This window comes from Streptomyces sp. NPDC059373 (genome assembly GCF_042751495.1).
Classification (GTDB): Bacteria; Actinomycetota; Actinomycetes; order Streptomycetales; family Streptomycetaceae; genus Actinacidiphila.
In genome coordinates this window covers 57,682-84,234 of sequence record NZ_JBHYXC010000020.1, presented here as the reverse complement: position 1 = coordinate 84,234, position 26,553 = coordinate 57,682, and the positions used below count along the sequence as shown (strand labels likewise).

The window sequence follows — 26,553 nt, the reverse complement described above, 5'->3', positions numbered from 1 at the left end:
CTCGCTCCTTGTTGCGTGCGTGGGGGGACGGGTGGCGAGGGGGGTCAGGCGGTCCGGTCGTCGACGAGCACCGGGCGGTCCGGCAGCCCGACCGTGACGGCGGCACCGGCCGGCAGCTCGGGCGCGCGGTGGCTGGGCACGTCGGCCTTGAGGGTGGTGCCGTCGGCCAGCGCGAGGGTGAGCCGGGTGACGGCGCCGTGGAAGGAGGCGGTGACCACGCGCGCGTCGCCGCCCGGCGTGACGTCCAGGGCCTCGGGGCGGACCAGGGCGTCCACGTCGGTGTCGGGCCGGGCTTCGCCGCGCGACGGCAGCCGGCGGCCGAGGACCTCGACCGTGCCGTCGGTGCCGGTCCGGCCGGGGAGCCGGTTCATGGTGCCGACGAACTCGGCGACGAAGGCGGTGGCCGGGGTGTCGTACAGCTCGGCCGGCGGCGCGCACTGCTCGAGGCGTCCGCCGTGCATGACGGCGACCCGGTCGGCGGTGGACAGCGCCTCCTCCTGGTCGTGGGTGACGAAGAGCGTGGTGATGCCCAACTCCAGCTGCAGTCGGCGGATCTCCTCCCGCAGCGTGACCCGCACCTTGGCGTCGAGCGCGGAGAGCGGCTCGTCCAGCAGCAGCACCTTCGGCTCCAGTGCCAGCGCCCGGGCCAGCGCGATGCGCTGTTGCTGGCCGCCGGAGAGCTGGTGCGGGAAACGGTCGCCGTGCTCGGGCAGCCCGACCAGTTCGAGGAGTTCCGTTGCCCGCTTGCGGCGTGCGGCAGTCCCGACACCGCGCATCCGCAGGCCGAAGGCGACGTTGTCGGCGGCGCTGAGGTGCGGGAAGAGGCTGTACGACTGGAAGACCATCCCGGCGTTGCGGCGGTGCGCCGGGACGCCGGTGACATCCTCGCCGTCGACCAGCACCTGGCCGGCGTCCGGCTGCTCGAACCCGGCCACGATGCGCAGGGCGGTGGTCTTGCCGCAGCCGGACGGGCCGAGCAGGGCGAGGAGTTCACCGGGCCGGACGGTCAGGTCGAGGCCGTCGAGGGCGATGGTGGTGCCGAAGACGCGGCGCAGGCCGCGGAACTCCACGGTGGCCCCGCCCGAGTCGCGGACGGCGGTGGCTTCGGTGGCGGTGGCGGTCACGAGGTCTCCTTGACCTTGGGCTTGCGGGAGGACGTACGGAAGGACGGGCCGCGCCCCGCGGCGGCCAGGATCAGCAGCAGCACCCAGGTCAGCACCAGGCTCAGCACGGACACGGCCACCGACATCTGCGCCTGGCTGCCGCCAATGCCCACGATCCACACCGCGAACGGCGTGAAGCCGAGGATCGCGGCGACCGTGTACTCGCCGAGCACCAGCGCCAGGGTCAGGAAGGCCGTGTTGAGCAGCGCCCCCCGCAGGTTCGGCAGTACGACCCGCAGCACCGCCCGCGCCGGGCTCGCCCCGCAGTTGCGGGCGGCCTCGACGAGGGTCACCAGGTCGAGGGCGCGCAGCCCGGCGTCCAGGGTGCGGTAGGCGAGCGGCAGAGCCATCAGGACGTACGCAAGGACCAGGACCACGGGGAAGGACGGGTTCTGGATCTGCAGGATGGTCTCGTACAGCGGGGTGCGGGACAGCTTCGTCGGCCCCCAGCGCAGGACCGACACGATGCCGGCGGTGAGCGCCACGGCGGGCACCACCAGCGGCAGCGAGCAGACGATCTCGACGAGGGTACGCAGCCGGGGAGCCGAGAGCCGGATGGCGATCATGGCCGGGACGAGCAGGAGCAGGACCACGAGGATGGTGGCGACGGCCAGTTCGAGGGTGAGGCGGAGGCTGGACAGGAAGCCGTCGGCGCCGAGGATGCCGGTGTAGGCGCTGACCGTGAAGCCCTGGTTGGGGACGTCGACGGTGAAGAGGACGGAGGCGGCGAGCGGGCCGAGGAAGTACAGCCCGGCGATGACCGCGACGATGCCCCGCCAGTAGCGGGGGCGGTTCCTCGGCTTCGTGGGTTCGACGGGCTTCACCGGTTCCGCGGTTGTCGCGGTTATCGCAGCCATCGGGCGCTCCTTCGCTGCAGCGGGACGTAGACCGCCATCACCAGACCGGCGATCAGGATCATGTCGAGGCTCAGCGCGAGCGCGACATTGCCCTGCCCGACCAGCACGTTGCCGGACAGTGCGTCGGCGATCTGCAGGGTGATCAGCGGCACCGAGCTGCCGACCATGGCGGCGGCGGTGGCGTAGGCGGCGAAGGCGCTGCCGAAGAGCAGTACGAAGCCGCCGAGGAGGGAGGGGGCGAGGACCGGCAGCGCGACGTGCAGCCAGTACTGGCGGGTGGTCGCGCCGTTGTTCTGCGCGGCCTCGCGCCACTGGACGCGCAGGCCCTCCAGGGCGGGGGTGATGGTGAGCACCATCAGAGGGACCAGGAAGTAGAGGTAGACCAGGGTCAGGCCGGAGAAGGTGTAGAGGCTCCAGCCGTGGTCGCTGAGGTGGAAGAGCTTGGTCAGCTCACCGGAGTTGCCGAGGGTGGCGACGAAGGCGAAGGCCAGCGGTACGCCGCCGAAGTTGGCGAGGACACCGGAGGCGGCCAGAACCGCCTCGCGCAGCGCGCGGAAGCGGGAGGTCACCACGGCTTGCGCAAGGGGCAGTCCGACGACGACGCCGAGGGCGGCGGTGAGCGCGGAGAGCTTGACGCTCCCCAGGAGGGCGGTGAGGTAGGCGCCGTGCATCGACAGGGTCATGTTGTCGCCGGTCCACTGGGCGCCGCCCGGGGCGTCGTCGGTCGTGGTGAAGGCGCCGACGGTGATGGCGAACGCGGGCAGGCCGAAGGCGACGGCGATGAACAGCAGCAGGGGCACGACGGCGAGCCAGCCGGTCGACCGGCGGCTCTTCCTGGACACGGGCTTGGACACGGGAACGGGCGCGGCCCCCGCGCCGCCGAGGTCATCGGCGGCGGGGGACGGCGTCGCGGCGGAGGCCGTTGTCATCGGTTTGGGCCTCAGCCGGCCACGGCCTTGGACCAGCCCTCGGTCACGACCTTCTGGGCCTTGTCCGACTGGGCCTGGGTCGGGAACTTCGCGGTGCCGGAGACGGACGGGAGCTTGGCGGCGGCGGTGGCGTCCAGGGTGCCGGCCGACTTGAGGGCGTCCATCAGGACCGGGCGGGCGTAGCCCTGGAGCCACAGGTTCTGGCCCTCGGCACTGTAGAGGTACTCCTCCCACAGGCGTGCGGCGGCCGGGTGCGGGGCCGTCTTGTTGACCGCCTGCGAGTAGTACTGGGCGTAGAGGCCGTCGGACGGGACGGAGACCTTCCAGTCGACGCCCTTGGTCTTGAACTCGTCGGCGTAGCCGGCGTTGAGGTAGTCCCAGTCGATGCTGATCGGCGTCTCGCCCTTCTCGACGGTCGCCGGGGTGGACTCGACGGGGTTGTAGTTGCCGTTCTTCTTCAGCTTGGCGAAGAAGTCCAGGCCGGGCTGGATGTCGTCCAGCGAACCGCCGTTGGCCAGCGCGGCCGCGAAGACGCCGCCGAAGGCGGAGCCGGACTTGGTCGGGTTGCCGTTGAGGGCGACCTGGCCCTTGTACTGCGGCTTGAGGAGGTCGGCGAAGGTCGTGGGACAGGCCGTGACCTTCTTGGCGTCGCAGCCGATGGAGATGTAGCCGCCGTAGTCGTTGTACCAGCGGGCCTGGCTGTCCTTCTGGGCGGCCGGGATCTTGGCGTAGTCCGCCACCTTGTACGGGGCCAGCAGGCCCTGGCTCGCGGCGCTCAGGGCGAAGGTGCTGCCGAGGTCGACGACGTCCGGGGCGCGGTCCTGGCCCTTGCGGGAGGTGATGGCGTTCACCTCGTCCTGGCTGGATCCGTCCGGGTTCTCGCTGGTGATCTTGATGCCGGGGTACTTCTTCTTGAACCCGGCTATGACCGCGCCGTAGTTGGCCCAGTCCGGCGGGAGGGCGATGACGTGCAGGGCGCCCTCCTTCTTGGCCGCGGTGACGAGGGCGTCCAGGCCGCCGGCGTCGGCGGCGGAGGTCGCCGTCGCTGCGCTGCTGGTGGAGGAGTCGGCGCTGGGCGCCGCACCGCAGGCGCTGAGGGCGAGCGCGGAGGCGGTGAGCGCGGCGGCGAGGGCTGCGACGCGGGGGACAGTCACGGGGAGCTCCTGTACGAGCGGAGGGCGGAGGAGGACGGTAAACCCAAGTTGGCTGTACAACTTAGGGACAGTACGGCGGAGCCAGGTGACGGGGAAGTAAACAGACAGGGATTTCTGTGCGGCGCGGATGGGAAAGATCCGGCCACTTCACCGACCAGGTAGGGTCGGTCGCGCAGATGACCAGTGGAAAGACGGGTGGGGCGGGCGTGGGCGGCACCGGGCAGCCGAAGGATCCGAAGGCGCCGCAGACGCTGTACCGCAAGGTCGCGGCCGACCTGAGAGAGGCCATAGCGGCCGGAGCGTACGGGTCCGGGGCCCGGCTGCCCGCCGAGGGCGCCCTGGCCGAGCGCTACGACGTCTCCCGGGGCACCATCCGCCAGGCCCTCGCCCTCCTGCGCGCCGACGGCCTGGTCACCTCCCGCCGCGGCACCCGCCGGGTCGTCCTCAGCGACACCCGTGTCCAGAGCTTCGCCGAGCTCACCAGCTTCGCGCGCTGGGCCCGTTCCATCGGCGAGGAGCCCGGCGGCCGCACCATCGCGGTCGTACGGGAGCCCGGCCTGCCGCTGGAGTGCGAGCAACTGCGCCTGGAGAGCGGGGCGTACGTCTACCGGGTGCTGCGGCTGCGTACGCTCTCGGGGCGGCCGGTGATGGTCGAACGGGCCGTCTACCCGGAGTGGGTGGGGGAGTTGGTCGAGCGCTTCCCGCGCGAGGCCGACTCGCACAGCGCATTGCTGGAGGGCCACGGCGTGCTCTTCACGGACGCCGACCACACGATCGACCTGGCCCCGGCAGATGCCGAGGACGCCGTCCTGCTGGAATGCGGGGTCGGCGACGCGCTGCTGCGCGAGCGCCGCCGCTCGACCGACCCGACCGGCAAACCGGTGGAGTGGTCCGACGATCGCTATCTGCCGGGCACGGTCGCCTTCACCGTGCACAACTCGACGGCGTCGACGGCGCTTTCGCGGCACACGTCGCAGTAGACCGCGTATGCCGCGAGAGATGAGAAAAACGGGTGGGGCGGGTGCTGAGGGAGGGAGTCATGCGTGTGTGAAGGCGGAGAAAGAAGCCATCAGGCAACCGCGGGGCGCGAGAGGCGCGCGGCGAGCTACCGGGTCAGGGGCGACACGACGACGACCACACTCGACCGAAGTCGATGTGGTCGCGGGTGACCAGCTGACAAGTACGCATGGCCACAGTGGAACAGCCACAGCGCGCTCCCGTCAACCACGTGAGACGCGCTGCTCGGCATGTGGACACGCTTGACAGCGGGCGATGCCCTGGGCTTAGCCTCATGGCAGGTCGCCGCTGCGGCCCGCCGCGTTGAGGGACGCGGCTGTGTGTAGGCAAGACCCGTGATCTATCTGTGCATCCACGGAGCCTCCGCATGCCTGCATCCCCGTCCGCACCTTCCTCCTCGCTTCCGCCGCCCCCTTCGCCGCGATCGCTCGTGATCGTCGGCGCAGGCCCGCGTGGCACCGGTCTCCTGGAGCGCATCGCCGCCAACGCCGACGAGCTGTACGACGGCGGCCGCCTCGACATCCACCTCGTGGACCCCTTTCCGCCCGGCGGCGGGCGGGTGTGGCGGCACGAGCAGTCACCGCTGCTGTGGATGAACTCCATGGCGGAGGACGTGACGATGTTCACCGACGCGTCCGTGGAGTCGCAGGGCCCCATACGTCCCGGACCGTCCCTCGCGGAGTGGTCGGAGCGGATCAGGAGCGGCGAGCTCGCGATCACCGGTCTCGATGGCCAACTCGACGCCGAGGCCCGTGACCTGACGTCGCAGAGCTTCGCGAGCCGGCGGCTGCAGAGCGCGTACATGCGGTGGGTCTACGAGCAGGCCACCGCCGCGCTCCCGCCCGGTATCGCCGTGCATCTGCACCCCCACCGGGCGGTCCGTGTGACCGGCTCCCGCGAGGGCCGGCAGAGCGTGTGGCTGGAGGGGCGGGCCGAGCCGGTGACCGGGGATCTGGTCGTCCTGGCGCTCGGCCATCTGGACGCCGAACCGGACGCCGAGCAGCGGGGCCTCGCGGCGTTCGCGGCGGAGCACGGGCTGGTGCATCTGCCGCCGGAGTTCACGGCGGACAGCGATCTGTCGGTGCTGGCCCCCGGCGAGCCGGTGATCGTACGCGGCTTCGGGCTGGCCTTCGTGGACCTGATGGTGCTGCTGACGGAGGGCCGGGGCGGGCGGTACGAGGAGGACGGCGCCGGCGGTGAGCTGACGTACCACCCGTCCGGGCAGGAGCCCGTGCTGCACATCGGCTCGCGGCGCGGCGTGCCGTACCGCTCCAAGATCGGCTACGCCTGGAGCGGCGAACGCCCGCCGCTGCCCCGGTACTTCGGCCCCGCGCAGGTGGACGAACTGCTCGCCCGGCCCGGGCGGCCGGACTTCCGGCGGGAGCTCTGGCCGCTGATCGCCAAGGAACTGGGCTTCGCGCACTACCACGAGCTGTTCAGCGCCCACCCGGAACGTACGACCCTCACCTGGCCGGAGTTCGACGCCCGGTACGCCGCCGCCGAGCCGGACAGCGCCGAGCTGCACACCCTGGTCGCCGCCGCCGTGCCCGATCCCGCCGACCGGCTGGACCTGGCGGCCCTGGACCAGCCGCTGGCGGGGGTGCGCTTCGGCGACCCGGACCGGCTGCAGGAAGGCCTGCGCGACCACATCACCGCCGACCTCGCCCGCCGCCACGACCCGGCGTACAGCCCCGACCTGGCCGTTTTCCTCGGGCTGCTGTCGGTGTACGGGCAGATGCTGCGGCTCGGCGACGTCGGCGAGTGGTGGCACGGCTTCTTCAGCTATGTCGCGTCGGGCCCGCCGGGGCCCCGGCTGCGGCAGCTCCTCGCGCTGTCCCGGGCCGGAGTCGTCCGCTTCCTCGGGGCGGACACGTCGGTCACCGCGGACCCCGCGCGCGGGGTCTTCCGGGCGAGCAGCCCGAGTGTGCCCGGCGCGAGCGTCGAGGCGCGGGCCCTGGTCGAGGCCCGGCTGCCGGGCCCGACCGTGGACCGTACCCGGGACCCGCTGCTGCGCTCGCTGCACGAGCAGTACGGGGAGGACGGCGCCGGGGTGACCTCCACCCCGGCCGGGCTGGTGGCCGTCACCGCCGAGGACGGCCGGGTCATCGACCGCTCCGGCCGCCCGCACCCGCGCCGCTTCGCGCTGGGCCCGCACACCGACGCCCGCTCCGCCGGCGCCTTCACCCGCCCCGGCACCAACGGCCCGGCCTTCCGGCAGAACGACGCGACCGCCCGCGCCCTGCTGGCCTTCCTGCGCGCGCCGTCCTCCTGTACCGGCTGTACCGACGCGCTCAGCGCCTGAGCGCCCCACCCCACCTCTCGTCCCCCCTTTGCCCCCTTTGCCCCCTTTCCGAGGTACGCCCATGTCTCTGACCAGCGATCCACCCATCGACAAAGCCCCGCCGACGCCCGAACCGGACGACTACGCGGCCCTGAAGGTGGTCCCCGCGCGCCATCCGTGGCGCTGGGTCGCCACCTTCGCGGTGGCCGTCCTCCTCGCCCAGTTCGTCCACGGCCTGGTCACCAACCAGGCCTGGGACTGGGACACCTTCGGGCTGTACTTCTCCTCCGAGACGATCATCAAGGCGCTCGGGGTGACCCTGCAGCTGACCCTCTACGGCACTGTCATCGGCTTCGTCCTGGGCGTCGTGCTGGCCTTCATGCGGCTGTCGGCGAGCCCGCTGCTGAAGGGGGTGGCCTTCGGCTACGTATGGGCGTTCCGCTCCATCCCGCTCATCGTCCAGGTCATCTTCTGGTTCAACCTCACGGTCCTGTACGAGCACCTGAGCATCGGCGTCCCCTTCGGGCCGGGCTTCTTCTCCTTCAAGACCCTCGACCTCGGCCCGCTCGGCGCGGCTGTCCTCGGGCTCTCGCTCCACCAGGCCGCGTACTTCGCGGAGATCGTGCGCGGCGGCGTCCTCTCCGTGGACGGCGGTCAGTTGGAGGCCGCGTCCGCGCTCGGCATCCCCAGGCTCCGCCAACTGCGGCGGATCGTGCTGCCGCAGGCGATGCGCTCGATCCTGCCGAGCGCGGCGAACGAGGTGATCTCGCTCTTCAAGGGCACCTCGATCGTCTCGGTGGTCGCGATCGGCGAGCTCTTCTACCAGGTCCAGGTCATCTACGGCCGTAACGGCCGGGTCATCCCGCTGCTGCTGGTGGCGACCTTCTGGTACATCGTGCTGACCTCGATCCTGTCCGTCGCCCAGTACTACGTCGAACGGCACTTCTCGCGGGGGGCTCGGACATGAGCGTCATCATCGACATCCGGGGTGTCCACAAGAGCTTCGGCTCCCTCGAAGTCCTCCAGGGCGTGGACCTCCAGGTCCGGTCCGGCTCCGTCACCGTGATCCTCGGGCCCTCCGGCTCGGGCAAGTCCACGCTGCTGCGGACCATCAACCACCTGGAGAAGGTGGACCGGGGCTGGATCAGCGTCGACGACAGGCTCATCGGCTACCGCCGCTCCGGCGACAAGCTGTACGAGCTCAAGGAGCGCGAGGTCCTCAAGCAGCGCACCGGAATCGGCTTCGTCTTCCAGAACTTCAACCTCTTCCCGCACCTCACCGTCCTCGAGAACATCGTCGAGGCCCCGGTCTCCGCGCTGAAGCGGCCCCGCAAGGAAGTGACCGAGCTGGCACGCGGGCTGCTCGACCGCGTCGGCCTGTCCGACAAGGCCGACGAGTACCCACGCCGGCTCTCCGGCGGCCAGCAGCAGCGCGTCGCCATCGCGCGGGCGCTCGCACTGGAGCCCAAGGTGCTGCTCTTCGACGAGCCGACCTCGGCGCTCGACCCCGAACTCGTCGGGGAGGTCCTCGACGTCATCAAGGACCTCGCCCACGGCGGCACCACCCTGATCGTCGTCACCCACGAGATCGGGTTCGCCCGGGAGGTGGCGGACACCGTCGTCTTCATGGACGGCGGCCGGATCGTCGAACAGGGCCCGCCCGGCGAGGTCTTCGACACCCCCAGCCACGAACGCACCAAGGCGTTCCTCTCCAAGGTCCTTTGAATCCAGGGTCCTCTGAATCCAGGGTCCTCCGAAATCCAGGGTCCTCCGAAATCCAAGGTCCTCCGAAAACCCTCATCAAGCACAGGAGTACGCAAGTGAAGCGCACCGCTGCCATCGTCGCCCTGACCTCCTCCCTGGCCCTGCTCACCGCCTGCGGCGGGAACACCGACGCGGCGGACCAGAAAGCGGCGAACGCCACGGTCAAGGGCACCAAGATCAACCTCGGGCCGAACCAGAACCGGATCAGAGGGACGAAGGACGCCACCATCGCCGCCGAGGTGCCGTCGAAGATCAGCAAGACCGGCACGCTCGTCATCGGCGGCACCGCCGGCACCGCGCCGCCGCTGGGCTTCTACGCCACCGACGACAAGACCCCGATCGGCGTCGAGTACGACCTCGCGACGCTGGTCGCCGACACCCTCGGCCTCAAGCCCAAGTTCAACGTCACGTCGTGGGAGAACCTCTTCATCGGGCTCGACAGCGGCAAGAACGACGTCGGCTTCTCCAACGTCACCGTGACCGAGGAACGCAAGGAGAAGTACGACTTCGCCACCTACCGGCTCGACAACCTCGCCTTCGAGGCGAAGAAGAGCGTCGACTGGAAGGTGACCGGCCCCAAGGACGTCGCCGGTAAGACCATCGCGGTCAGCTCCGGCACCAACCAGGAGAAGATCCTGCTGGAGTGGAGCCAGGAGGACAAGAAGAACGGCCTCAAGCCGGTCGACGTCAAGTACTACAACAACGCCTCCGACTACTACCTCGCGCTCGACTCCGGGCGCATCGACGCCTACCTCGGCCCGAACCCGACCGCCGCGTACCACGTCGCGGTCAGCGGCAAGACGAAGATCGTCGGCACCTACTCGGGTGGCGGCGCGACCATCCAGGGCAAGATCGCCGCGATCACCAAGAAGGACAACGGCCTGGTCAAGGCACTCAACGACGCCCTGAACAAGGTCATCAAGGACGGTTCGTACGCCAAGGTCCTCAAGCGCTGGGGCCTGTCCAACGAGGCCGTCACCTCGTCCGAGCTCAACCCCCTGGGTCTGCCCAAGACCAGCAGCTGACGCCGACCGGAGGCACCACTCCCCATGCCCGCACCAACCCGCCCGCTGCACCTGGCCGTCGCCATCGACGGCCGGGGGCAGTACGGCGCCTCCTCCTACGTGGAGCTGGCACAGCTCGCCGAACGCGGCGCCCTGGACTTCGTCACCCTCGACGACTCCCTCGCGCCGCCGCAGGACGGCACCGGCCGGCTCGACGCGCTCGCCGTGCTCACCCGGGTCGCCCCGGTGACCGACCGGATCGGCCTGGTGCCGACCGTCACGACCACCCACACCGAGCCGTTCCACGTGTCGGCGGCCCTCGCCACCCTCGACTGGGTGAGCGGGGGCCGGGCCGGCTGGACCGTCGACGTGTCCACCACCGAGGCCGAGGCCCGGCACTTCGGCCGCCGTCCGGTCGCTCAGTCCGACGCGCTCTGGCGCGAGGCGGGCGAGGTCGCCGACGTCGTCGCCCGGCTCTGGGACAGCTGGGAGGACGACGCCGAGATCCGCGACATCCCGACCGGCCGCTTCATCGACCGCGACAAACTGCACTACGTCGACTTCCAAGGCACCGGCTTCTCCGTCAAGGGCCCCTCGATCGTCCCCCGGCCTCCACAGGGCCACCCGGTGATCGCCGTGCGCGCCACGGACCTGGGGGCCTTCGACGTCGCCGCCCGCTACGCCGACATCGTCCACGTCCGCGCCGCCGACCGCGCTTCGGCCGTCACGGCCCGCGACACCCTGCGGGCCGGAGCCGTCGCCGCGGGCCGCGACCCCGGCACCCTGACCGTCCTGGCGGACCTGGCCGTCGACCTGAGCGGCGCCGAGTCCGCGTTCGGGGTGCAGCCGGACCGTTCGGCCACGTACGCCGGCGGGCCGGTCGGACTCGCCGAGCTGATCGCCGACTGGCACACCGCAGGCGCGGTCGACGGCTTCCACATCCGCCCCGCCGAGCCCCGGCGCGACCTGGAGCGCTTCGTCAACGGCACCGTGGCCCTGCTCCAGCACCGGGGGCTGTTCCGGGGCTTCCACCCCGGTACGACACTGCGCGAGCACCTGGGCCTCGGCCGGCCGGCGAACCGCTACGCGCTGGAGAGGGAGGCGGCGCGATGACCGCGAAGCCCCGCAAGCAGATCCACCTCGCCGCCCACTTCCCGGGCGTCAACAACACCACCGTATGGGCCGATCCCCGCTCGAAGAGCCAGATCGACTTCTCCTCCTTCGTCCACCTCGCCGAGACCGCCGAACGCGGGAAGTTCGACTTCTTCTTCCTCGCCGAGGGGCTGCGGCTGCGCGAGCACAAGGGCCGGATCCATGACCTGGACGTGGTGGGCCGGCCCGAGTCGATCACCGTGCTCAACGCGCTGGCCGCCGTCACCGACAAGCTGGGCCTGGCCGCCACGGTCAACGCGACCTTCAACGAGCCGTACGAACTGGCCCGGCGGCTCGCGACCCTCGACCACCTCAGCGCCGGCCGCGCCGCCTGGAACGTGGTGACGTCCTCCGACGCCTTCACCGGCGAGAACTTCCGGCGCGGCGGCTACCTCGACCGCGCCGACCGCTACACGCGCGCCGCCGAGTTCGTGGCCACCGCCCGTGAGCTGTGGGACTCCTGGTCGCCCGACGGAAGGCCCCGGCCCTTCGTACACGACGGCACGCACTTCTCGATCAGCGGTGAGTTCGGCGTCCCGCGCAGTCCGCAGGGCCATCCGGTGGTCATCCAGGCCGGGGACTCCGCCGAGGGCCGGGAGTTCGCCGCGTCCGCCGCCGACATCATCTTCACGCTGCACGGCACCCTGGAGGCGGGCCGCGTCTTCTACGCCGACGTCAAGGGGCGGCTGGCCGCGTACGGCCGCCGGCCCGAGGACCTGAAGATCATGCCGGGCGCGACCTTCGTGCTCGGCGACACCGACGAAGAGGCCACGGAGAAGGCCGCCGCGATCCGCCGGCAGCAGGTCTCCGGGCGGACCGCGATCACCTACCTGGAGCAGCTCTGGGGCCGCGACCTCACCGACTACGACCCCGACGGGCCCTTCCCGGACGTGGACCCCGAGCCGGAGGGCAATGTCACCCTCGGCCGGGCCCGGCACGGCGACCGGCTCGCGACCGCCGCCAAGTGGCGGGCGCTGTCGCAGGAGAAGGGTCTGTCGATCCGCGAGACGGTGATCGAGCTGACCGGCCGGCAGTCCTTCGTCGGCTCGGCCGAGACGGTCGCGGCGACGATCGACGAGTTCGTGCAGACCGACGCCTCCGACGGCTTCATCCTCGTTCCGCACCTCACCCCCGGCGGCCTCGACGAGTTCGTGGACAGAGTGGTCCCGCTGCTGCAGGAGCGGGGATCGTTCCGACAGGATTACGAGGGCTCGACGCTCCGTGACCACCTCGGTCTGCGCGAGCCGGTATGGAAGGCTTGAACACCATGAGCAGCGTGAGCACTGATGCACAGCAGGAGTGGAAGGCCTGGCGCGAGCAGCGCGCCGAGTCGGTCGCGGCGCCGTACGGGCCGCTGTCGCTGACCGGCACCTTCTGGCTGGTCGACGCGGTGGACGGCCGCATCGAGGGCGTGCCGGGCCACTGGGCCGAGGCGCCGGACGGCGAGACGGTGATCCTGACCACGGACGCCGGGGACCGCGTGACCCTGGACCCGGACGGGGAGTACCGGCCGGCCGAGGGCGACACCAAGCTCGTGGCCATCAAGCGCGAGGGCCTGTGGGCGGTACGGATCTGGGACCCGGCCGCGCCCACGCGTGCCGCCTTCGCCGGTATCGACGCCTTCGACTACGACAAGCGCTGGGTGCTGCCGGCGGTCTTCCGTCCGTACGGCGAGACCCGCACCATCCAGGTGCCCAACGCCGACGGCGTGCAGCGCGGCCTGGGCGTCGGCGGCGAGCTGTCCTTCACGGTGGACGGCACCGAGCACACACTCACCGTCGCCGTCGAGGCGGGCGGCGGACTGTGGGGCGTCATCGCCGACGCGACCAGCGGGAAGAGCACCTTCCGTTTCCGCTTCATCCGGACCCCGGCGCCCACCGCCGACGACGGTTCCGTGGTGCTCGACCTCAACCGGGCGCTGCTGCCGCCCTGCTCCTTCTCGGACGGCTTCATCTGCCCCTTCCCGCCGCCGGGCAACACCCTGCCGTTCGCCGTCGAGGCGGGCGAGCGGCAGGCCCTCACCAGCTGAGACGACGTCACCGGACAGCGCCCCCAGGGAATCCAGCTTCCCCGGGGGCGCTGTTTCGTGTGGGTGACGCGGCCGAAAGTCGCCCTTGTATCTTCGTTTGCCGGTCTGAATACTCCCGCCCAAGCGCTTTGTCAGGGGCACGTATGCCTTGTCCCTGTCTGCTCCATGACTCCAACCCACAGGAGGAACGAGTGAGACTCAAGCGCACCACCCCCACGACCCCCCGGAACACCTTCGCGAGACGCGCGCGGCTGATCGCCGTGGCATCCGGCCTGCTGGCGGTCACCGCGCTCTCCCTGCCCGCCGCCCAGGCCGCTCCGGCCGCCAAGGTCTCGCCCGGTGCGGCGGCGACCCTCGCCACGTCCCTCGGCTCCTCCGTCACCGCCGGTTCGTACTACGACGCCAAGGCCAAGGCCACCGTCGTCAACGTCACCACCAACGCCGCCGCCCAGTCCGTCCGCGCCGCGGGCGCCGTCCCCAGGCTGGTCACGTACAGCTCCGCCCAGCTCGCCAAGGCCGGCGCCGCCACCAAGGCCGCCGACATCGGCGGCACGGCCTGGGGCGTCAACCCCCGGACGAACAAGCTCGAGATCAGCGCGGACAGCACCGTCTCGCGCGCCGAGCTGGCCACGCTCACGTCCACCACCGCCTCGTACGGCAGCGCGGTGAGTATCCAGCGGGTCTCCGGGAAGTTCAGCCGGCTGATCACCGGTGGCAGCGCCATCTACGGCGGCCAGTACCGGTGTTCGCTGGGCTTCAATGTCGTGAGTGGCAGTACGTACTACTTCCTGACCGCCGGTCACTGCGGCCAGGTCGCGTCGACCTGGTACTCCAACTCCGGTCACACGACGACGCTGGGCACCAACGTCAGCTACAGCTTCCCGACCAACGACTACGCGCTGGTCAAGTACACCAACACCTCGATCACCAAGACCGGCGGCGCCGGCAACACCGACATCACCAGCTCCGCCAGCGCCTACGTCGGCGAGTCGGTGCTGCGCTCCGGTTCCACCACCGGCATCCACTCCGGGTCGGTCACCGGGCTCAACTACACCGTCAACTACGGCAGCGGTGACGTCGTCTACCAGATGATCCGCACCAATGTGTGCGCCGAGGGCGGCGACAGCGGTGGCCCGCTGTACACCTCCGGCGGCATCGCCCTCGGCCTCACCTCCGGCGGCAGCGGCAACTGCACCTCAGGCGGCACGACCTACTTCCAGCCGGTCGTCGAAGCCCTGAACCACTACGGGGTGAGCGTCTACTGACAGGTCGGCTGAGAGGTTTGCCGAGAGGTCTGCTGACACGTCGGCCGGTACGCCGACCGACACCGGCATGACGGACGCCGCGTCCGACCGCCCGCACCGGGGCGGCCGGGCGCGGCGCCTTTCTTTGGCCCTCTTGTGCGGTTCCCGGAAGGTCGCAATACTCCCGGGGAGTGCTTGTCAGGGACATGACCTATAAGGCCTCGCGTCCCGCCTGCGCCTCACGGACCCGCACCCAAGGGACCTCTCCACCCCCCACAGGAGGAAACAAGTGAGGAACACTCGTACAACCAACCCCCACAGCGGCATCGCAAGACGAGCACGGCTGATCGCCGTCGCCGCAACCGGCCTGCTGGCCGCCACCGCACTCGCAACGCCCAGCGCCCAGGCCGCCCCCACGGTCCAGGCGCGCTCACAGGCGGCCGTCGACGTCACCAAGACGCTCGGCTCCGGCGCCACCGCCGGCTCGTACTACGACACCGAGGCCAAGACCTTCGTCGTCAACATCACCGACGCCGCCGACGCCTCGGCCGTACGCGCCTCCGGCGCCGTCCCCAAGGTCGTCAAGTACAGCACCACCCAGCTCAACAAGGCCGGCGACGCCACCAAGGCCGCCGACATCGGCGGCACCGCCTGGGCCGTGCACCCGACGACCAACCAGCTCGTCGTCACCGCCGACTCCACCGTCACCAAGGCCGAACTGGCCAAGCTCAAGAAGGCCACCGCCTCCTATGGCGACGCGGTCGTCATCAAGCGCAGCTCCGGCACCTTCAACAAGCTGATCACCGGTGGCAGCGCCATCTACGGCGGCCAGTACCGGTGTTCACTGGGCTTCAACGTCGTCAGCGGCAGCACGTACTACTTCCTGACCGCCGGTCACTGCGGCCAGGTCGCCTCGACCTGGTACAGCAACTCCGGTCACACGACGACGCTGGGCACCAACGTCAGCTACAGCTTCCCGACCAACGACTACGCGCTGGTCAAGTACACCAACACCTCGATCACCAAGACCGGCGGCGCCGGCAACACCGACATCACCAGCTCCGCCAGCGCCTACGTCGGCGAGTCGGTGCTGCGCTCCGGTTCCACCACCGGCATCCACTCGGGCAAGGTGACCGCGCTCAACGCCACCGTCAACTACGGCAGCGGTGACGTCGTCTACCAGATGATCGACACCACCGTCTGCGCCGAGGGCGGCGACTCCGGCGGCCCGCTCTACACTTCCGGCGGCATCGCCCTCGGCCTCACCTCCGGCGGCAGCGGCGACTGCACCTCCGGCGGCGAGACCTTCTTCCAGCCCGTGACGGAGGCGCTCAGCAACTACGGCGTCAGCGTCTACTAGGGGAGTTCCGCGGACTCCGCCGCCGACCGCGACGGGCCGGGGCCGGCCCGTGCTGCGCCCCGGGCCTGTCGCGGGCGCAGCACGGTCCCGGGCCCGTCGCGACCCCGGGTGTAGCACGGCCCCGGGTCCGTCGCGGCCCCGGGTCCGTCGCGGTCAGTACCTGTCCGTGACGGGTGCCAGACTTGGCGCCATGCTGGAAACCTCGGCCCGCCTGCTGCGGCTCCTCTCGCTCCTCCAGTCCCGCCCCGACTGGACCGGCCCCGACCTGGCCGAGCGGCTCGATGTGACCGCCCGGACCGTTCGGCGTGACGTGGAGCGGCTGCGGGCCCTCGGCTACCCGGTGCACGCCACCCCAGGGACGGCGGGCGGCTACCGGCTGGGTGCGGGGGCGGCGCTGCCCCCGCTGCTGCTGGACGACGAGGAGGCGATCGCGGTCGCGCTGTGCCTGCGTACCGGCACCGACGGCAGCGTGGAGGGCATAGAGGAGACCTCGCTGCGCGCCCTGGCCAAGCTGGAGCAGGTGCTGCCATCCCGGCTGCGATACCGGGTGCAGGCCATGCAGGCGGTCGCCGTCTCGCAGCGCAAGGCACCGGCGGCCGTCGGCCAGGAGGTGCTCACCGTCATCGGCGCCGCCTGCCGTGACCGCGAGCGGCTGCGCTTCGACTACCGCGACCACGGCGGCATTTCGAGCCGCCGCACCGTGGAGCCCTACCGCCTCGTCCACCACGCCCGCCGCTGGTACCTGCTCGCCTGGGACACCGACCGCGCCGACTGGCGCAGCTTCCGCGTCGACCGCATGCACCCCAAGCCCCCCACCGGTCCCCGCTTCACGCTCCGCGAGCCGCCCATGGACGCCGCCGCCTACGTCGCGCGGGGGGTCACCTCGCGTGCGTACCGCTACCAGGCGGTCGTCACCCTGCACACCGACGCCGAGGCCGTCACCCAGTACACCTCCTCCGGTTTCGGCACCGTCGAGGCCGTCGACGCCCAGACCTGCCTGCTGCGCACCGGCGCCGAGTCGCTGGACGCGCTCGCCGTCTACATCGGCATGATCGGCGTCGACTTCGAGGTCCACGAGCCGCCCGAGCTCGTCAAGCACCTACGGACCGTGGCCGACCGACTGGCCAGAGCGACGGACCCCGGGCTGTAAGGGGCTGTCAGCAGACGATCATGCGGCGGAGGGCAACTCCGCCGCGTCCGCCGCCGCGTCCGCGACCCGGCGGCCGGGATGCCGGGGCGAGCTGCCGTAGCCGGGCCGGTCCTACGTGATCAGCCTGACGCGCCGCGCGCGCAGGACCGCCTCGTCCGGTACCGGGCCGAGCCTGCTGCCCGGTGTGCCGTGCAGCAGGAAGACCGGCCTGCCCTCCGGGTCCCCGAAGGCCTCGGCAGCCAGTTCCCGGCCGCCCGATGTCCCGAACAGACGCATTCCGCCATCCTGCCCCAGCGGGGCCCCGAGAGGTACCGTGGAATCACCGCCCCTGCGGGGCTCCGCCGGGGTGACGGGCTCGTGATGCCGCGCGGGGCGCGGATGGCAGGGGGCCGTGATGGTCGTGGAGTTGGTGGCAGCCGTACTGTCGGCCGGTGCGGTGTACGCCCTCGCCGGAATGCGGGTCGTGCAGCAGTTCGAGCGGGGTGTGGTCTTCCGGCTGGGGAAGCTGCGGAACGACGTCCGCGGTCCGGGCTTCACCATGATCATTCCGGGTGTCGACCGGCTGCGTAAGGTCAATCTGCAGATCGTGACGATGCCCGTGCCCGGCCAGGACGGCATCACCCGGGACAACGTCACCGTCAAGGTCGACGCGGTCGTCTACTTCAAGGTCATCAACGCGGCGGACGCCGTCATCAACGTCGAGGACTACCGCTTCGCCGTGTCGCAGATGGCCCAGACCTCGCTGCGCTCGATCATCGGCAAGAGCGATCTCGACGACCTGCTGTCCAACCGCGAGAAGCTCAACCAGGGCCTTGAGCTGATGATCGACAGCCCGGCCATCGGGTGGGGCGTGCAGATCGACCGCGTCGAGATCAAGGACGTCTCCCTTCCGGAAACCATGAAGCGGTCGATGGCGCGGCAGGCCGAGGCCGACCGTGAGCGCCGCGCCCGCGTCATCAACGCCGACGCGGAGCTCCAGGCCTCCAAGAAGCTCGCGGAAGCGGCCGGCGTCATGTCCGAACAGCCCGCCGCGCTCCAGCTCCGCCTGCTTCAGACGGTCGTGGCCGTCGCCGCCGAGAAGAACTCGACCCTCGTCCTCCCCTTCCCCGTCGAGCTGCTGCGCTTTCTCGAACGCGCCGCCCCACCGCAGGGCGTCCAGCCCTCTGCCGCGCCGGCCTCGGCCGCACCGGCCGTTACAGAGCCGCCGGAGTCGCCGGAGCTGCCGGAGTCGGAGTTGCTCGAGCCACCGGAGTTGCTCGAGCCGCCGGAGCCGCCGGCGGTCGAGCGGGAGCCCGAACGCCCCGAGCTGAGCGAGTAGGTTCGCCGGGCTCGTCGGTCACTGCTGGTGTTCTTGCTTCTTGCTTTCTGCTCTCCTGCTTCCTGCTTCCTGCATGCGCTCCAGCCGGTGACCATCGCGCTGGCGGCGGTCGGCGCGCAGATCCGGTGACCCGGGTTCTCCGGGCCCTCAGCGGCCGCGTCCGGAGCTCTCCGTCGTCCGGGCCGTCCGGGTGGCGGTCCGGGCGGTGAGCGGGAACGCCATCACCGTCGCCCCCACATGCACCGCCCCGGGCGTACGGGGCGCCCGCGCCTCCTCGTGGAGGTTGACCAGCAGCGCGGCCAACCGGTGCCGGAAGTCGTCCCAGGCATCCGGCGACAGCCACAACTCCGCGTCGGCGGTGACCGCTTCACCGGGTGCGCGGCGCGCGGCGCGCTCGCGGAGGTTGAGCGACAGCACCTCCGCCAGCATCGGGGCGCCGTCCTGCCGCTGCTCCGGCACCGACGTTCCGTGCACCGCCTGGTAACGGCGTTCCTGGCCACCCCGATTCGGGCGGACCTCCGCCAGTTCCACCAGTCCGACGGCGGCGAGCCGGCGCAGGTGCTGGCTGGCCAGGGCCTGCGATATGCCGAGTTCGCGGGCCAGCTCCGCGGCGGACTGGGGTCCCGTCCAGGTGAGGCTCATCATGCGCAGCCGTACGGGGTGTGCCAGGGCTCTAAGGGTGGGGTCGGTCGCCGTCATGCGCGACAGTAAATCGTGTCGGACCCTTGCCTCCGCAACCCCCTAGCGTTTGGTTGGCGGTCGTGGTTGTGACGTGGGGGACGGCTGTGGAGTGGGGGGCGGTGCGGTGCTGCGGGAGTGAGGCGGCTGCGCTTGTCTCGCGGGGGTTCTGAGCTGCGGGTTCGGTGGTTCGGCGAGGCACGGCGGGGCGGAGTTGTGGGTGAAATCGCTCACGAGGTCAGGCGGCGTGGCCCGGGGTGCCGGACGCGTACCGACTTTCCCCCTTTTTTAGCGGCTCGGTTCGCCTCCGTTGCGCTGAGTCACTGTGGGGGCACCTCCCAGACGGAGTCTGGGGGAAGTCGATCGTGCTCGCTCGCTCGTTCCTCGCGAACTGCGCGCGTTCTCCTTTTCGACAGCGACCGCTCCACTTCGGCTCACTCGCCGACGGCGCACCCGGCGCCGGACACGTACCGCGGTCTCCCGCCCTGTCGGGACCGTAGGGTGGGCGGCCATGGAGTATTCGCCTGAGCGCATCGATGAAGCCGACCGCGAGATCCATGCCTTCGTGCCCGAGCCCGGTAGGGCCGCGCGCCTTGCGGCCGAGGCGGAGTCGCTGCCGCCGGGCGGGCCGTTGCGGGGGGTGCTGGTCGGGGTGAAGGACATCATTCACGTCGACGGGCTGCCGACGGGGGCCGGGTCGGCGGTGCCGCCCGGGGTGTTGGCGGGGGCGGAGGCGGCGCTGGTTACCCGGTTGAGGGCGGCGGGGGCGTTGGTGGCGGGGAAGACGGTGACGGCCGAGTTCGCGGTGACCGCGCCGGGTCCGACCCGTAATCCGCACAACGTGGCGCACACGCCCGGCGGTTCGAGCAGTGGGTCGGCGGCGGCTGTCGCGGCCGGGATGGTGCCGCTGGCGGTGGGCACCCAGACGGTGGGGTCGGTGATCCGGCCGGCGGCGTACTGCGGGGTGGTCGGCTTCAAGCCCACGTACGGCCGCATACCGGTGGACGGGGTGATCGCCAACGCCCCGAGCTTCGACACGGTCGGGGTCTTCGCGGCGGATGTGGCGGGCGTGGTGCGGGGTGCGGCCGTCCTGTGCGACGGCTGGCGGCCGGTACCGTCCGAGGGGCGGCCGCCGGTGCTCGGCGTTCCTGCGGGGCCCTATCTGGAGCGGGCCGGGGCGGAGGCACGGGAGGCCTTCAACGAACAGGCCAAGCAGCTCGGTTCGGCCGGATTCGAGGTCCGGGAGGTGCCGGTGATGGCGGACTTCGACGCCACTGTGCGCCAGCTCTTCACCATGAACCGTTACGAAGTCGCCCGCACCCACGCCGAGTGGTTCCCGCGCCACGGGCACCTCTACCGCGAGCAGACCGTGGCCGCGATCCGCCAGGGCCACGCCGTCGACCCCGCCGACTACGCCCGGGCGTCACGCGACCGCGAGGACTTCCGCGACCGCCTCCTCACCGCCATGTCCGACCACTCCGTCGACCTCTGGCTCACCCCCGCCGCCACCGGCCCCGCCCCCCTGGGTCTCGGCACCACCGGCGACTCCGTCATGTGCCTCCCCTGGAGCAACGCGGGCTTCCCGTCGCTGACCCTCCCCGCCGGCCGCGCCGCGAACGGCCTCCCGCTCGGCCTGCAGTACGTCGCCCGCCCCGGCGCCGACGAGGAACTGCTGGCCTGGGCGGCGGCGCTTCAGGCCCTTCAGCCGACCTCGAGCCGCAGCCGCAGGTAGTCCGCCCCGCCGGGCCCCGGGATGCGGTGCCCGGCGGGGCGCCAGCCGTGGCGGGTGTAGAAGGCGCGGGCGCGGGTGTTCCGCTCCCAGACGTCGAGGGTGCCGTGGGGGAGGGCGGCGGCGCGGAGGGCGTCGACGTAGGCGTCGTGGAGGCGGGAGCCGATGCCGCTGCCCCAGGCGTCGGGGTGGACGTGGATCTGGTACAGCTCGGTGTCCGCGGGCGGCCCCATCGACAGGACGCCCACCACCGCGCCGTCGGCGTGCACGGCGCACAGGGTGGTCCGGTCGGCCCGTTCGATGGCGCGGGCCCAGCCGGCGGCACGCTCGGCGTGTTCGGCGGGATCGGTCAGCTCGGCCTCGCTCAGGCCGCCGGAGCGGTAGTAGGCGGTGCGGGCGGCGGTATGGACCGCGAGCATCGCGTCGAGGTCGGCGGGGGCCGCCGGGCGGATTTCCATGGTGGTCGGGACGCGGCGGGGGAGGCGGCCGGTTCCGCCGGGACCGCCTCGTTCTACCGGAGCGCTCGTTCTACCGGAGGTGGACCAGGACGCGCCCGGTGTTGGTCGCGTCGGTCTCCACGCGGACGTAGAGCTTCTTGATGTGCTTCTGCGCCAGGAAGGCCAGCACCCTCTTCTTCAACTGGCCCGTTCCCTTTCCGGGGATGATCTCGACGATGTCGACCCCGGTACGCGCAGCTCTGAAGAGGGTCTCCCGCAGTGCGAGGTCGATGTCGCGGTTGTTGCGGAAGATCGGGTGCAGGTCCAGCGTGAGCAGGGCGATCGCCTCCGATCGGCTCGAGCATCGGGTCCGCCGTGCGTCCCCTGACGATCGGAGGGTACGTCCTGGGAGCGCGTCGCACAGCCCGCGGGCGCCCCAGGCGCCCCTGCCGGGGTGACGAACGTCATCGCGCCGAGCTGATACGAGCCGCTCAGGGCGGGCCGGTACCAAGTCCGCTGCTCTGTCCGGGAGATGGCCGGGAGGGATCTGTTCCGGCCACGTATTCGAACGCTTCGGGGGCGGACACGCGCCCTGTGAAGTCGCTGACCTGGGATGACCGCGCTAAGCTAATCGAACGAACGTACGAGGAACGTTTCGGGCGAATGGCTGAAAAGGGGTGGAGTGATGGAGGTGTGGCATGGCGGGCTTCGCCCATCTGCATGTCGCGTCCGGTTACTCCGAGCGGTACGGCGCCGCGCACCCCGAGCACCTCGTGCAGCGGGCCGCCGAGCGGGGGATGGAGGCGCTGGCGCTGACCGACCGGGACACCGTCACCGGGGCCGTGCGGTTCGCCCAGGCCTGTGCGGGGGCGGGCATCAGGCCGGTCTTCGGGATCGACCTCGCGGTGGAGGCGCTCGCGCCGGCGCCACCGGCCCAGCGGCGCCGGACGCCGGTGCGCGGGGGCGCCCATGTGGTGGAGCCGCCGTTGCGGTTCGTACTGCTGGCGCAGGACCGGGAGGGCTGGGCGCGGCTGTGCCGGATCACCTCCGCCGCCCACGTGGGCACCGCGAGCCGGGCCGCCCCGGTCCAGGTGCCGTGGGAGGCGCTGCGCGAGCACGGCGGGGCGGGGCTGGCCGTGCTGCTCGGGCCGCTGTCGGAGCCGGTGCGGGCGCTGGCGGCGGGCCGGGAGGACGTCGCGGTGAAGCTCCTCGAGCCGTGGCGGGAGGTCTTCGGCGACGGGGTACGACTCGAGGCGGTCGTGCACGGCCGGCCCGGCACCGGCCCGGGGTCGCTGCGGCTGGCCGCCCGCACCCTGGCGCTGGCCGACCGGACCCGTACCACCGCCGTCCTCTCCAACGCCGTCCGCTACGCCGACCCGGACCAGCACCGCCTCGCCGACGTGCTGGACGCCGCCCGGCTGCTGCGGCCGATCGACCGGCGGCGGCTGGACGGCGGGCAGCGCTGGCTCAAGGGGCCCCAGGAGATGGCGCGGGTCGCCCAGGCGGTCGCCGAACACGCGGGGGCCGGCCCGCGCCGGGCGGGCCGTCTGCTCGCCGACACCGCCGCCACCGCGGCCGCCTGCCGCCTCGACCCCGCGGCGGACCTCGGGATCGGATCCCGGCACTTCCCCGAGGCGGAGGTCGTCGGCGCCGGGCCGGGCGGTGCCGGGGAGCTGTTGCGGCAGCGGTGCGAAACCGGTCTGGTCCGGCGCGGCCTGGACCGCGACCAGGCCGCACTCGGCAGGATGGAGGAGGAGCTGAAGATCATCACCAGGCTGGGGTACGACTCGTACTTCCTCGCCGTCGGCCAAGTCGTCGCCGACATCCGGGAGTTGGGTATCCGGGTCGCCGCTCGCGGCTCGGGCGCGGGCTCGATGGTCTGCCACTCGCTGGGGATCGCCACGGCCAATCCGCTGGACCACCGCCTGCTGTTCGAACGCTTCCTGAGCGAGCGGCGGCCGTCGCTGCCGGACATCGACATCGACGTGGAATCGGCGCGCAGGCTGGAGTGCTACGACGCGATCTTCCGCCGCTTCGGCAGCGAGCGGGTCGCGGTCACCGCCATGCCCGAGACGTACCGGGCCCGCAGAGCGCTGCGGGACACCGGCCTGGCGCTGGGTATCCCGCCGGACGAGGTGGACCGGATCGCGAAGAGCTTCCCGCACCTGCGGGCCTGCGACATCACCAACGCGCTCGCCGAACTGCCCGAGCTGCGGCAGCTCGCAGCGGAAGCGGAACGGTACGGGCCGCTGTGGGAGCTCGCTGAGGGGCTCGACTCGCTGGTCCACGGCATGGCCATGCACCCGTGCGGGGTGATCATCAGCGACGCGACGCTGCTGGACCGGCTGCCGGTGCAGCCCACGCCCCAGGGCGACTACCCGATGGCGATGGCGGCGAAGGAGGAGGTCGAGATCCTGGGAAACATCAAGCTCGACGTCCTGGCCGTACGGATGCAGTCCGCGATGGCCCATGCCGTCGCCGAGATCGAGCGGGCGACCGGCGACCGTATCGATCTGGACGATCCGCGTCAGGTCCCGCTGGACGACGTCTTCGCCTTCAAGCTCATCCAGGAGAGCCAGACGATCGGCATGTTCCAGCTCGAGTCACCCGGTCAGCAGGATCTCCTGTCGCGGCTGCAGCCCCGTGACGTCCAGGACGTCATCGCCGACATCAGCCTCTTCCGCCCCGGGCCGGTGGCCGGCGGCATGCCCGAGCGGTACATCGCCGCGCGGCACGGCGGCGACCCGCACTACGCCCACCCCGCCCTCGAACCCGTCCTCGCCGACACCTACGGGGTGACCATCTGGCACGAGCAGATCATCGAGACGTTGCACGTGATGACCGGCTGCGACCTGGCGGGGGCCGAGATCGCCCGGCGGGCACTCGGCGACAAGGAGCAGCTGCCCGGCATCAAGGCGCGGTTCCACGAGCTGGCCGCCGCCCGTGGCTACAGCCCCGAGGTCCGTGACGAGGTGTGGTCGACGGTGGAGGCCTTCGGCGCGTACGGGTTCTGCCGGGCGCATGCGGTCGCGTTCGCCGTGCCCGCCCTGCAGAGTGCCTGGCTGAAGGCCCACTTTCCGGCGTTTCTGCTGGCCGGCCTCCTGGAGCACGATCCCGGCATGTGGCCCAAGCGGGTCATCGTCTCCGACGCCCGCCGGCGCGGTGTCCCGGTCCTGCCCGTCGACGTCAACCGGTCCCGGGCGGAGCACATCGTGGAGCGGGTCGACGGAGACCGCTGGGGGGTGCGGCTCGCGCTGTCCGGGGTGCGCGGGATCAGTGAGGACGAGTGCGCGCGGATCGCGGCAGGCGGGCCGTACGGATCGCTGTCGGACTTCTGGCAGCGGGCTCACCCCAGCCGGCCGGTCGCCGAACGCCTCGCCGAGATCGGCGCCCTGTCCTGCCTGCACGACGGCACGCTCACCCGGCGGGATCTGCTGCTGCAGATCGCCGAACTCCACCGGCAGTCCCGGGTCCGCACCGCAGGCAAGGGCCAGCTGCCCATCGAGGCGGACGCGATCGGCGGAACGGAGTCGAGCGGTCTGCCGGAGATGACCGGGCGGGAAGCCCTCAACGCGGAGCTGAACACTCTCGGGATCGACGTCTCCCGCCACCTGATGGAGCACCACCACCGGCTGCTGCGGGAGATCGGCGCGACCGACGCCGCCCATCTGGCCGGACTGCGGGCAGGGCAGCAGGTCCTCGTCGCCGGAGTACGCGCTTCGACCCAGACCCCGCCGATCGCCAGCGGCAAGCGCATCATCTTCGTCACCCTGGAGGACGGCTCCGGCCTGGTCGACCTGGCGTTCTTCGAGGACTCCCACGAGGCTTGCGCGCATACGGTCTTCCACAGCGGGCTGCTGCTGGTCCGCGGGACGGTGCAGGTCCGCGGCACCCGGCGGACGATCGTCGGGACCATGGCCTGGGACCTGGACCGGATCGCCGCCGCCCGGCGTGACAACGGTCCCGAAGCTGCCCTCGCCCTGCTCGGTGCCGACCACCCGCAACCGACTCCCGCACAGCCGCAGCGCACCCTTCCCGACGGCACGGCAGGCGCCCGGCTGCATCCCTACGCCGACCTGCAACCCGCCGGCACCCGCTCGGCCGACCTGCGAAAGCTCGGTCACCGCAGCCCGGGGAGCGCGGGATGACCACCCGCCCACGGCATATCGCCCACCTGCACCTGCACGGCGACCTGGACGAAGGACGGTACGCGGAGGTGCTGGACCTGCTGGCCGGTATCACCCCCCGCGTCCAGGCCTTCCCGCCCCATGCCGTCCAGCTCGACCTGACCTCGGCGCTCAGATACTTCGACCTCGACCCGTACGACCTGGTACAGATGGCGAAGATGCGCCTGATGGCCCTCTACGACATCGAAAGCAGCTCGGGCCTGGCCGGCAACCGCATGCTGGCCGCCATGGCGTCCGCCGCGTCCGCACCCGGACGTACTCTCCAGGTCCTCGCCGACCAGGCCGCGGCGTGGCTGCGGCCCCGACCGGTGACCGCGCTGCCCGGAATCGGCCGGGCGACCGCGACCACGCTCGGCAGGTACGGTCTGCACACCATCGGGCAGGTCGCCGACCTCCCGGCGGCGACCCTCCAGCGCCTGCTCGGTGCCGGCCCTGCCCGGCTGCTGGCCGAACGGGCCCGCGGCCACGACCCCCGCCCGGTCACCCCGCAGGCACCCGCGGCCCACCTGACCGCCGACCTCGTTCTCGACCGGGACTGCCTCGACCCGGAGCAGCACCACCGCGCCGTCCTCGCGCTCGCCGAGCAGCTCGGCCAACGCCTGCGGACCGAGGGTCAGGTCGCCGGCCACCTCACCCTCACCGTCCGCTACGCCGACCGCAGTTCCACCAGCCGGGCCCGCACCCTGATCGAACCCACCAGCCACTCACCCGCCCTGGCCGTCACCGCGCTCGGCCTCCTGACGGCCCTGGGACTGCAACGGGCACGCGTGCGCGCCTTCACCCTCCGCGCCGACGACCTGCGGCCGGCCGACGACGCTCACCATCAACTCTCCCTGGACCCCGGCGACGGCCGCGCCCGCGCCGCGGAGGCCGCCGCGGACAGGGCCCGCCGCCGCTTCGGGCCGGCCGCCGTGCACCCCGCCACGCTGGCCGCCGACCGCAGCGGCAGCTGACGCGAGACGGTCGGGCCCGGGGCTCCTTATCGTGCTGTGGAGGTCAAGTGGGGCCACTAGGCCAATTCTTTACCAACGAGTAGCTGGCTCCTTTTGTTACTGGCGCGTAAATTGACGGAAGCTCAGCAACCTTGTGATCCGGATCAC

22 protein-coding genes and 1 pseudogene are annotated in these 26,553 nt (G+C 71.6%); 15 read left to right on the top strand and 8 right to left on the bottom strand.

Going from position 1 to position 26,553, the window contains the following annotated elements; all coding sequences use genetic code 11:
* Positions 1 to 44: 44 nt before the first annotated feature.
* From ACFXJ5_RS24965 to ACFXJ5_RS24950, 4 genes are read right to left on the bottom strand one after another with little or no spacing between them, the layout of a single operon-like run.
* Positions 45 to 1,124 carry an ABC transporter ATP-binding protein gene (locus tag ACFXJ5_RS24965; protein WP_384635060.1) on the bottom strand — a complete coding sequence of 360 codons (1,080 nt, stop codon included), beginning with the start codon at positions 1,122 to 1,124 and terminating at the stop codon, positions 45 to 47.
* On the bottom strand, positions 1,121 to 2,020 hold the full coding sequence (locus tag ACFXJ5_RS24960; RefSeq protein ID WP_384635058.1) for an ABC transporter permease: 900 nt from the start codon (positions 2,018 to 2,020) through the stop codon (positions 1,121 to 1,123). The genes ACFXJ5_RS24965 and ACFXJ5_RS24960 overlap by 4 nt, the downstream gene beginning before the upstream one ends.
* The gene (locus ACFXJ5_RS24955; protein WP_384635055.1) at positions 2,008 to 2,949 is read right to left on the bottom strand and encodes an ABC transporter permease; all 942 of its coding nucleotides are present in this window, start codon (positions 2,947 to 2,949) and stop codon (positions 2,008 to 2,010) included. The genes ACFXJ5_RS24960 and ACFXJ5_RS24955 overlap by 13 nt, the downstream gene beginning before the upstream one ends.
* 11 nt (positions 2,950 to 2,960) lie before the next feature.
* Positions 2,961 to 4,103, bottom strand: a complete 1,143-nt coding sequence (locus ACFXJ5_RS24950; protein ID WP_384635052.1) for an ABC transporter substrate-binding protein — start codon at positions 4,101 to 4,103, stop codon at positions 2,961 to 2,963.
* Positions 4,104 to 4,279: 176 nt separating this feature from the next.
* On the opposite strand from ACFXJ5_RS24950, the gene ACFXJ5_RS24945 reads away from it, so the two are divergent.
* The 11 genes from ACFXJ5_RS24945 (at position 4,280) to ACFXJ5_RS24895 (ending at position 17,104) form a co-directional block, all read left to right on the top strand.
* Positions 4,280 to 5,083, top strand: coding sequence for a GntR family transcriptional regulator (locus ACFXJ5_RS24945; protein WP_384635049.1), 804 nt, complete (start codon positions 4,280 to 4,282; stop codon positions 5,081 to 5,083).
* Positions 5,084 to 5,487: 404 nt separating this feature from the next.
* Positions 5,488 to 7,422 carry an FAD/NAD(P)-binding protein gene (locus ACFXJ5_RS24940; protein ID WP_384635046.1) on the top strand — a complete coding sequence of 645 codons (1,935 nt, stop codon included), beginning with the start codon at positions 5,488 to 5,490 and terminating at the stop codon, positions 7,420 to 7,422.
* A gap of 61 nt (positions 7,423 to 7,483) precedes the next feature.
* Entirely contained in the window at positions 7,484 to 8,368 is an 885-nt protein-coding gene (locus ACFXJ5_RS24935) for an amino acid ABC transporter permease (protein ID WP_384635044.1), read from the top strand.
* Positions 8,365 to 9,126, top strand: a complete 762-nt coding sequence (locus tag ACFXJ5_RS24930; RefSeq protein WP_384635041.1) for an amino acid ABC transporter ATP-binding protein — start codon at positions 8,365 to 8,367, stop codon at positions 9,124 to 9,126. Before ACFXJ5_RS24935 ends, ACFXJ5_RS24930 begins: the two co-directional genes overlap by 4 nt.
* A gap of 95 nt (positions 9,127 to 9,221) precedes the next feature.
* The gene (locus ACFXJ5_RS24925) at positions 9,222 to 10,190 is read left to right on the top strand and encodes an ABC transporter substrate-binding protein (RefSeq protein WP_384635038.1); all 969 of its coding nucleotides are present in this window, start codon (positions 9,222 to 9,224) and stop codon (positions 10,188 to 10,190) included.
* Positions 10,191 to 10,214: 24 nt separating this feature from the next.
* A complete protein-coding gene (locus ACFXJ5_RS24920; protein WP_384635035.1) occupies positions 10,215 to 11,282 on the top strand; it encodes an LLM class flavin-dependent oxidoreductase in 1,068 nt (355 codons plus the stop codon).
* Positions 11,279 to 12,583, top strand: a complete 1,305-nt coding sequence (locus ACFXJ5_RS24915; RefSeq protein ID WP_384635032.1) for an NtaA/DmoA family FMN-dependent monooxygenase — start codon at positions 11,279 to 11,281, stop codon at positions 12,581 to 12,583. Before ACFXJ5_RS24920 ends, ACFXJ5_RS24915 begins: the two co-directional genes overlap by 4 nt.
* 5 nt (positions 12,584 to 12,588) lie before the next feature.
* Positions 12,589 to 13,350, top strand: a complete 762-nt coding sequence (locus ACFXJ5_RS24910; protein WP_384635030.1) for a DUF1684 domain-containing protein — start codon at positions 12,589 to 12,591, stop codon at positions 13,348 to 13,350.
* 191 nt (positions 13,351 to 13,541) lie between these two features.
* Positions 13,542 to 14,615 (top strand): S1 family peptidase, encoded by a 1,074-nt coding sequence (locus tag ACFXJ5_RS24905; RefSeq protein WP_384635027.1) that lies wholly within the window; start codon positions 13,542 to 13,544, stop codon positions 14,613 to 14,615.
* Positions 14,616 to 14,883: 268 nt separating this feature from the next.
* Positions 14,884 to 15,954, top strand: a complete 1,071-nt coding sequence (locus tag ACFXJ5_RS24900; RefSeq protein ID WP_384635025.1) for a S1 family peptidase — start codon at positions 14,884 to 14,886, stop codon at positions 15,952 to 15,954.
* Between the two features lie 190 nt (positions 15,955 to 16,144).
* Positions 16,145 to 17,104 (top strand): helix-turn-helix transcriptional regulator, encoded by a 960-nt coding sequence (locus ACFXJ5_RS24895; protein ID WP_384635022.1) that lies wholly within the window; start codon positions 16,145 to 16,147, stop codon positions 17,102 to 17,104.
* A 33-nt stretch (positions 17,105 to 17,137) separates the two neighbouring features.
* On the opposite strand, the pseudogene ACFXJ5_RS24890 reads toward ACFXJ5_RS24895, so the two are convergent.
* Positions 17,138 to 17,380, bottom strand: a pseudogene (locus tag ACFXJ5_RS24890) (alpha/beta fold hydrolase); the annotation flags it as partial.
* 118 nt (positions 17,381 to 17,498) lie between these two features.
* Between ACFXJ5_RS24890 and ACFXJ5_RS24885 the strand changes: the two are divergent.
* Positions 17,499 to 18,422 (top strand): slipin family protein, encoded by a 924-nt coding sequence (locus tag ACFXJ5_RS24885; protein ID WP_384635019.1) that lies wholly within the window; start codon positions 17,499 to 17,501, stop codon positions 18,420 to 18,422.
* A gap of 147 nt (positions 18,423 to 18,569) precedes the next feature.
* Here ACFXJ5_RS24885 and ACFXJ5_RS24880 read toward each other — a convergent pair whose 3' ends face one another.
* Positions 18,570 to 19,121 (bottom strand): ArsR/SmtB family transcription factor, encoded by a 552-nt coding sequence (locus ACFXJ5_RS24880; protein WP_384635016.1) that lies wholly within the window; start codon positions 19,119 to 19,121, stop codon positions 18,570 to 18,572.
* Positions 19,122 to 19,611: 490 nt separating this feature from the next.
* On the opposite strand from ACFXJ5_RS24880, the gene ACFXJ5_RS24875 reads away from it, so the two are divergent.
* The gene (locus ACFXJ5_RS24875) at positions 19,612 to 20,832 is read left to right on the top strand and encodes an amidase (RefSeq protein ID WP_384635014.1); all 1,221 of its coding nucleotides are present in this window, start codon (positions 19,612 to 19,614) and stop codon (positions 20,830 to 20,832) included.
* Here ACFXJ5_RS24875 and ACFXJ5_RS24870 read toward each other — a convergent pair.
* Both ACFXJ5_RS24870 and ACFXJ5_RS24865 read right to left on the bottom strand, forming a co-directional pair.
* Positions 20,802 to 21,287 (bottom strand): GNAT family N-acetyltransferase, encoded by a 486-nt coding sequence (locus tag ACFXJ5_RS24870; RefSeq protein ID WP_384635011.1) that lies wholly within the window; start codon positions 21,285 to 21,287, stop codon positions 20,802 to 20,804. The two genes, ACFXJ5_RS24875 and ACFXJ5_RS24870, sit on opposite strands and share 31 nt — an antisense overlap.
* Before the next feature lie 70 nt (positions 21,288 to 21,357).
* Positions 21,358 to 21,777, bottom strand: a complete 420-nt coding sequence (locus ACFXJ5_RS24865; RefSeq protein WP_384635008.1) for a Smr/MutS family protein — start codon at positions 21,775 to 21,777, stop codon at positions 21,358 to 21,360.
* 187 nt (positions 21,778 to 21,964) lie between these two features.
* On the opposite strand from ACFXJ5_RS24865, the gene ACFXJ5_RS24860 reads away from it, so the two are divergent.
* A complete protein-coding gene (locus ACFXJ5_RS24860; protein WP_384635005.1) occupies positions 21,965 to 25,414 on the top strand; it encodes a DNA polymerase III subunit alpha in 3,450 nt (1,149 codons plus the stop codon).
* Positions 25,411 to 26,406 (top strand): DinB/UmuC family translesion DNA polymerase, encoded by a 996-nt coding sequence (locus ACFXJ5_RS24855; protein WP_384635003.1) that lies wholly within the window; start codon positions 25,411 to 25,413, stop codon positions 26,404 to 26,406. The genes ACFXJ5_RS24860 and ACFXJ5_RS24855 overlap by 4 nt, the downstream gene beginning before the upstream one ends.
* The last annotated feature ends 147 nt before the right edge of the window (positions 26,407 to 26,553 follow it).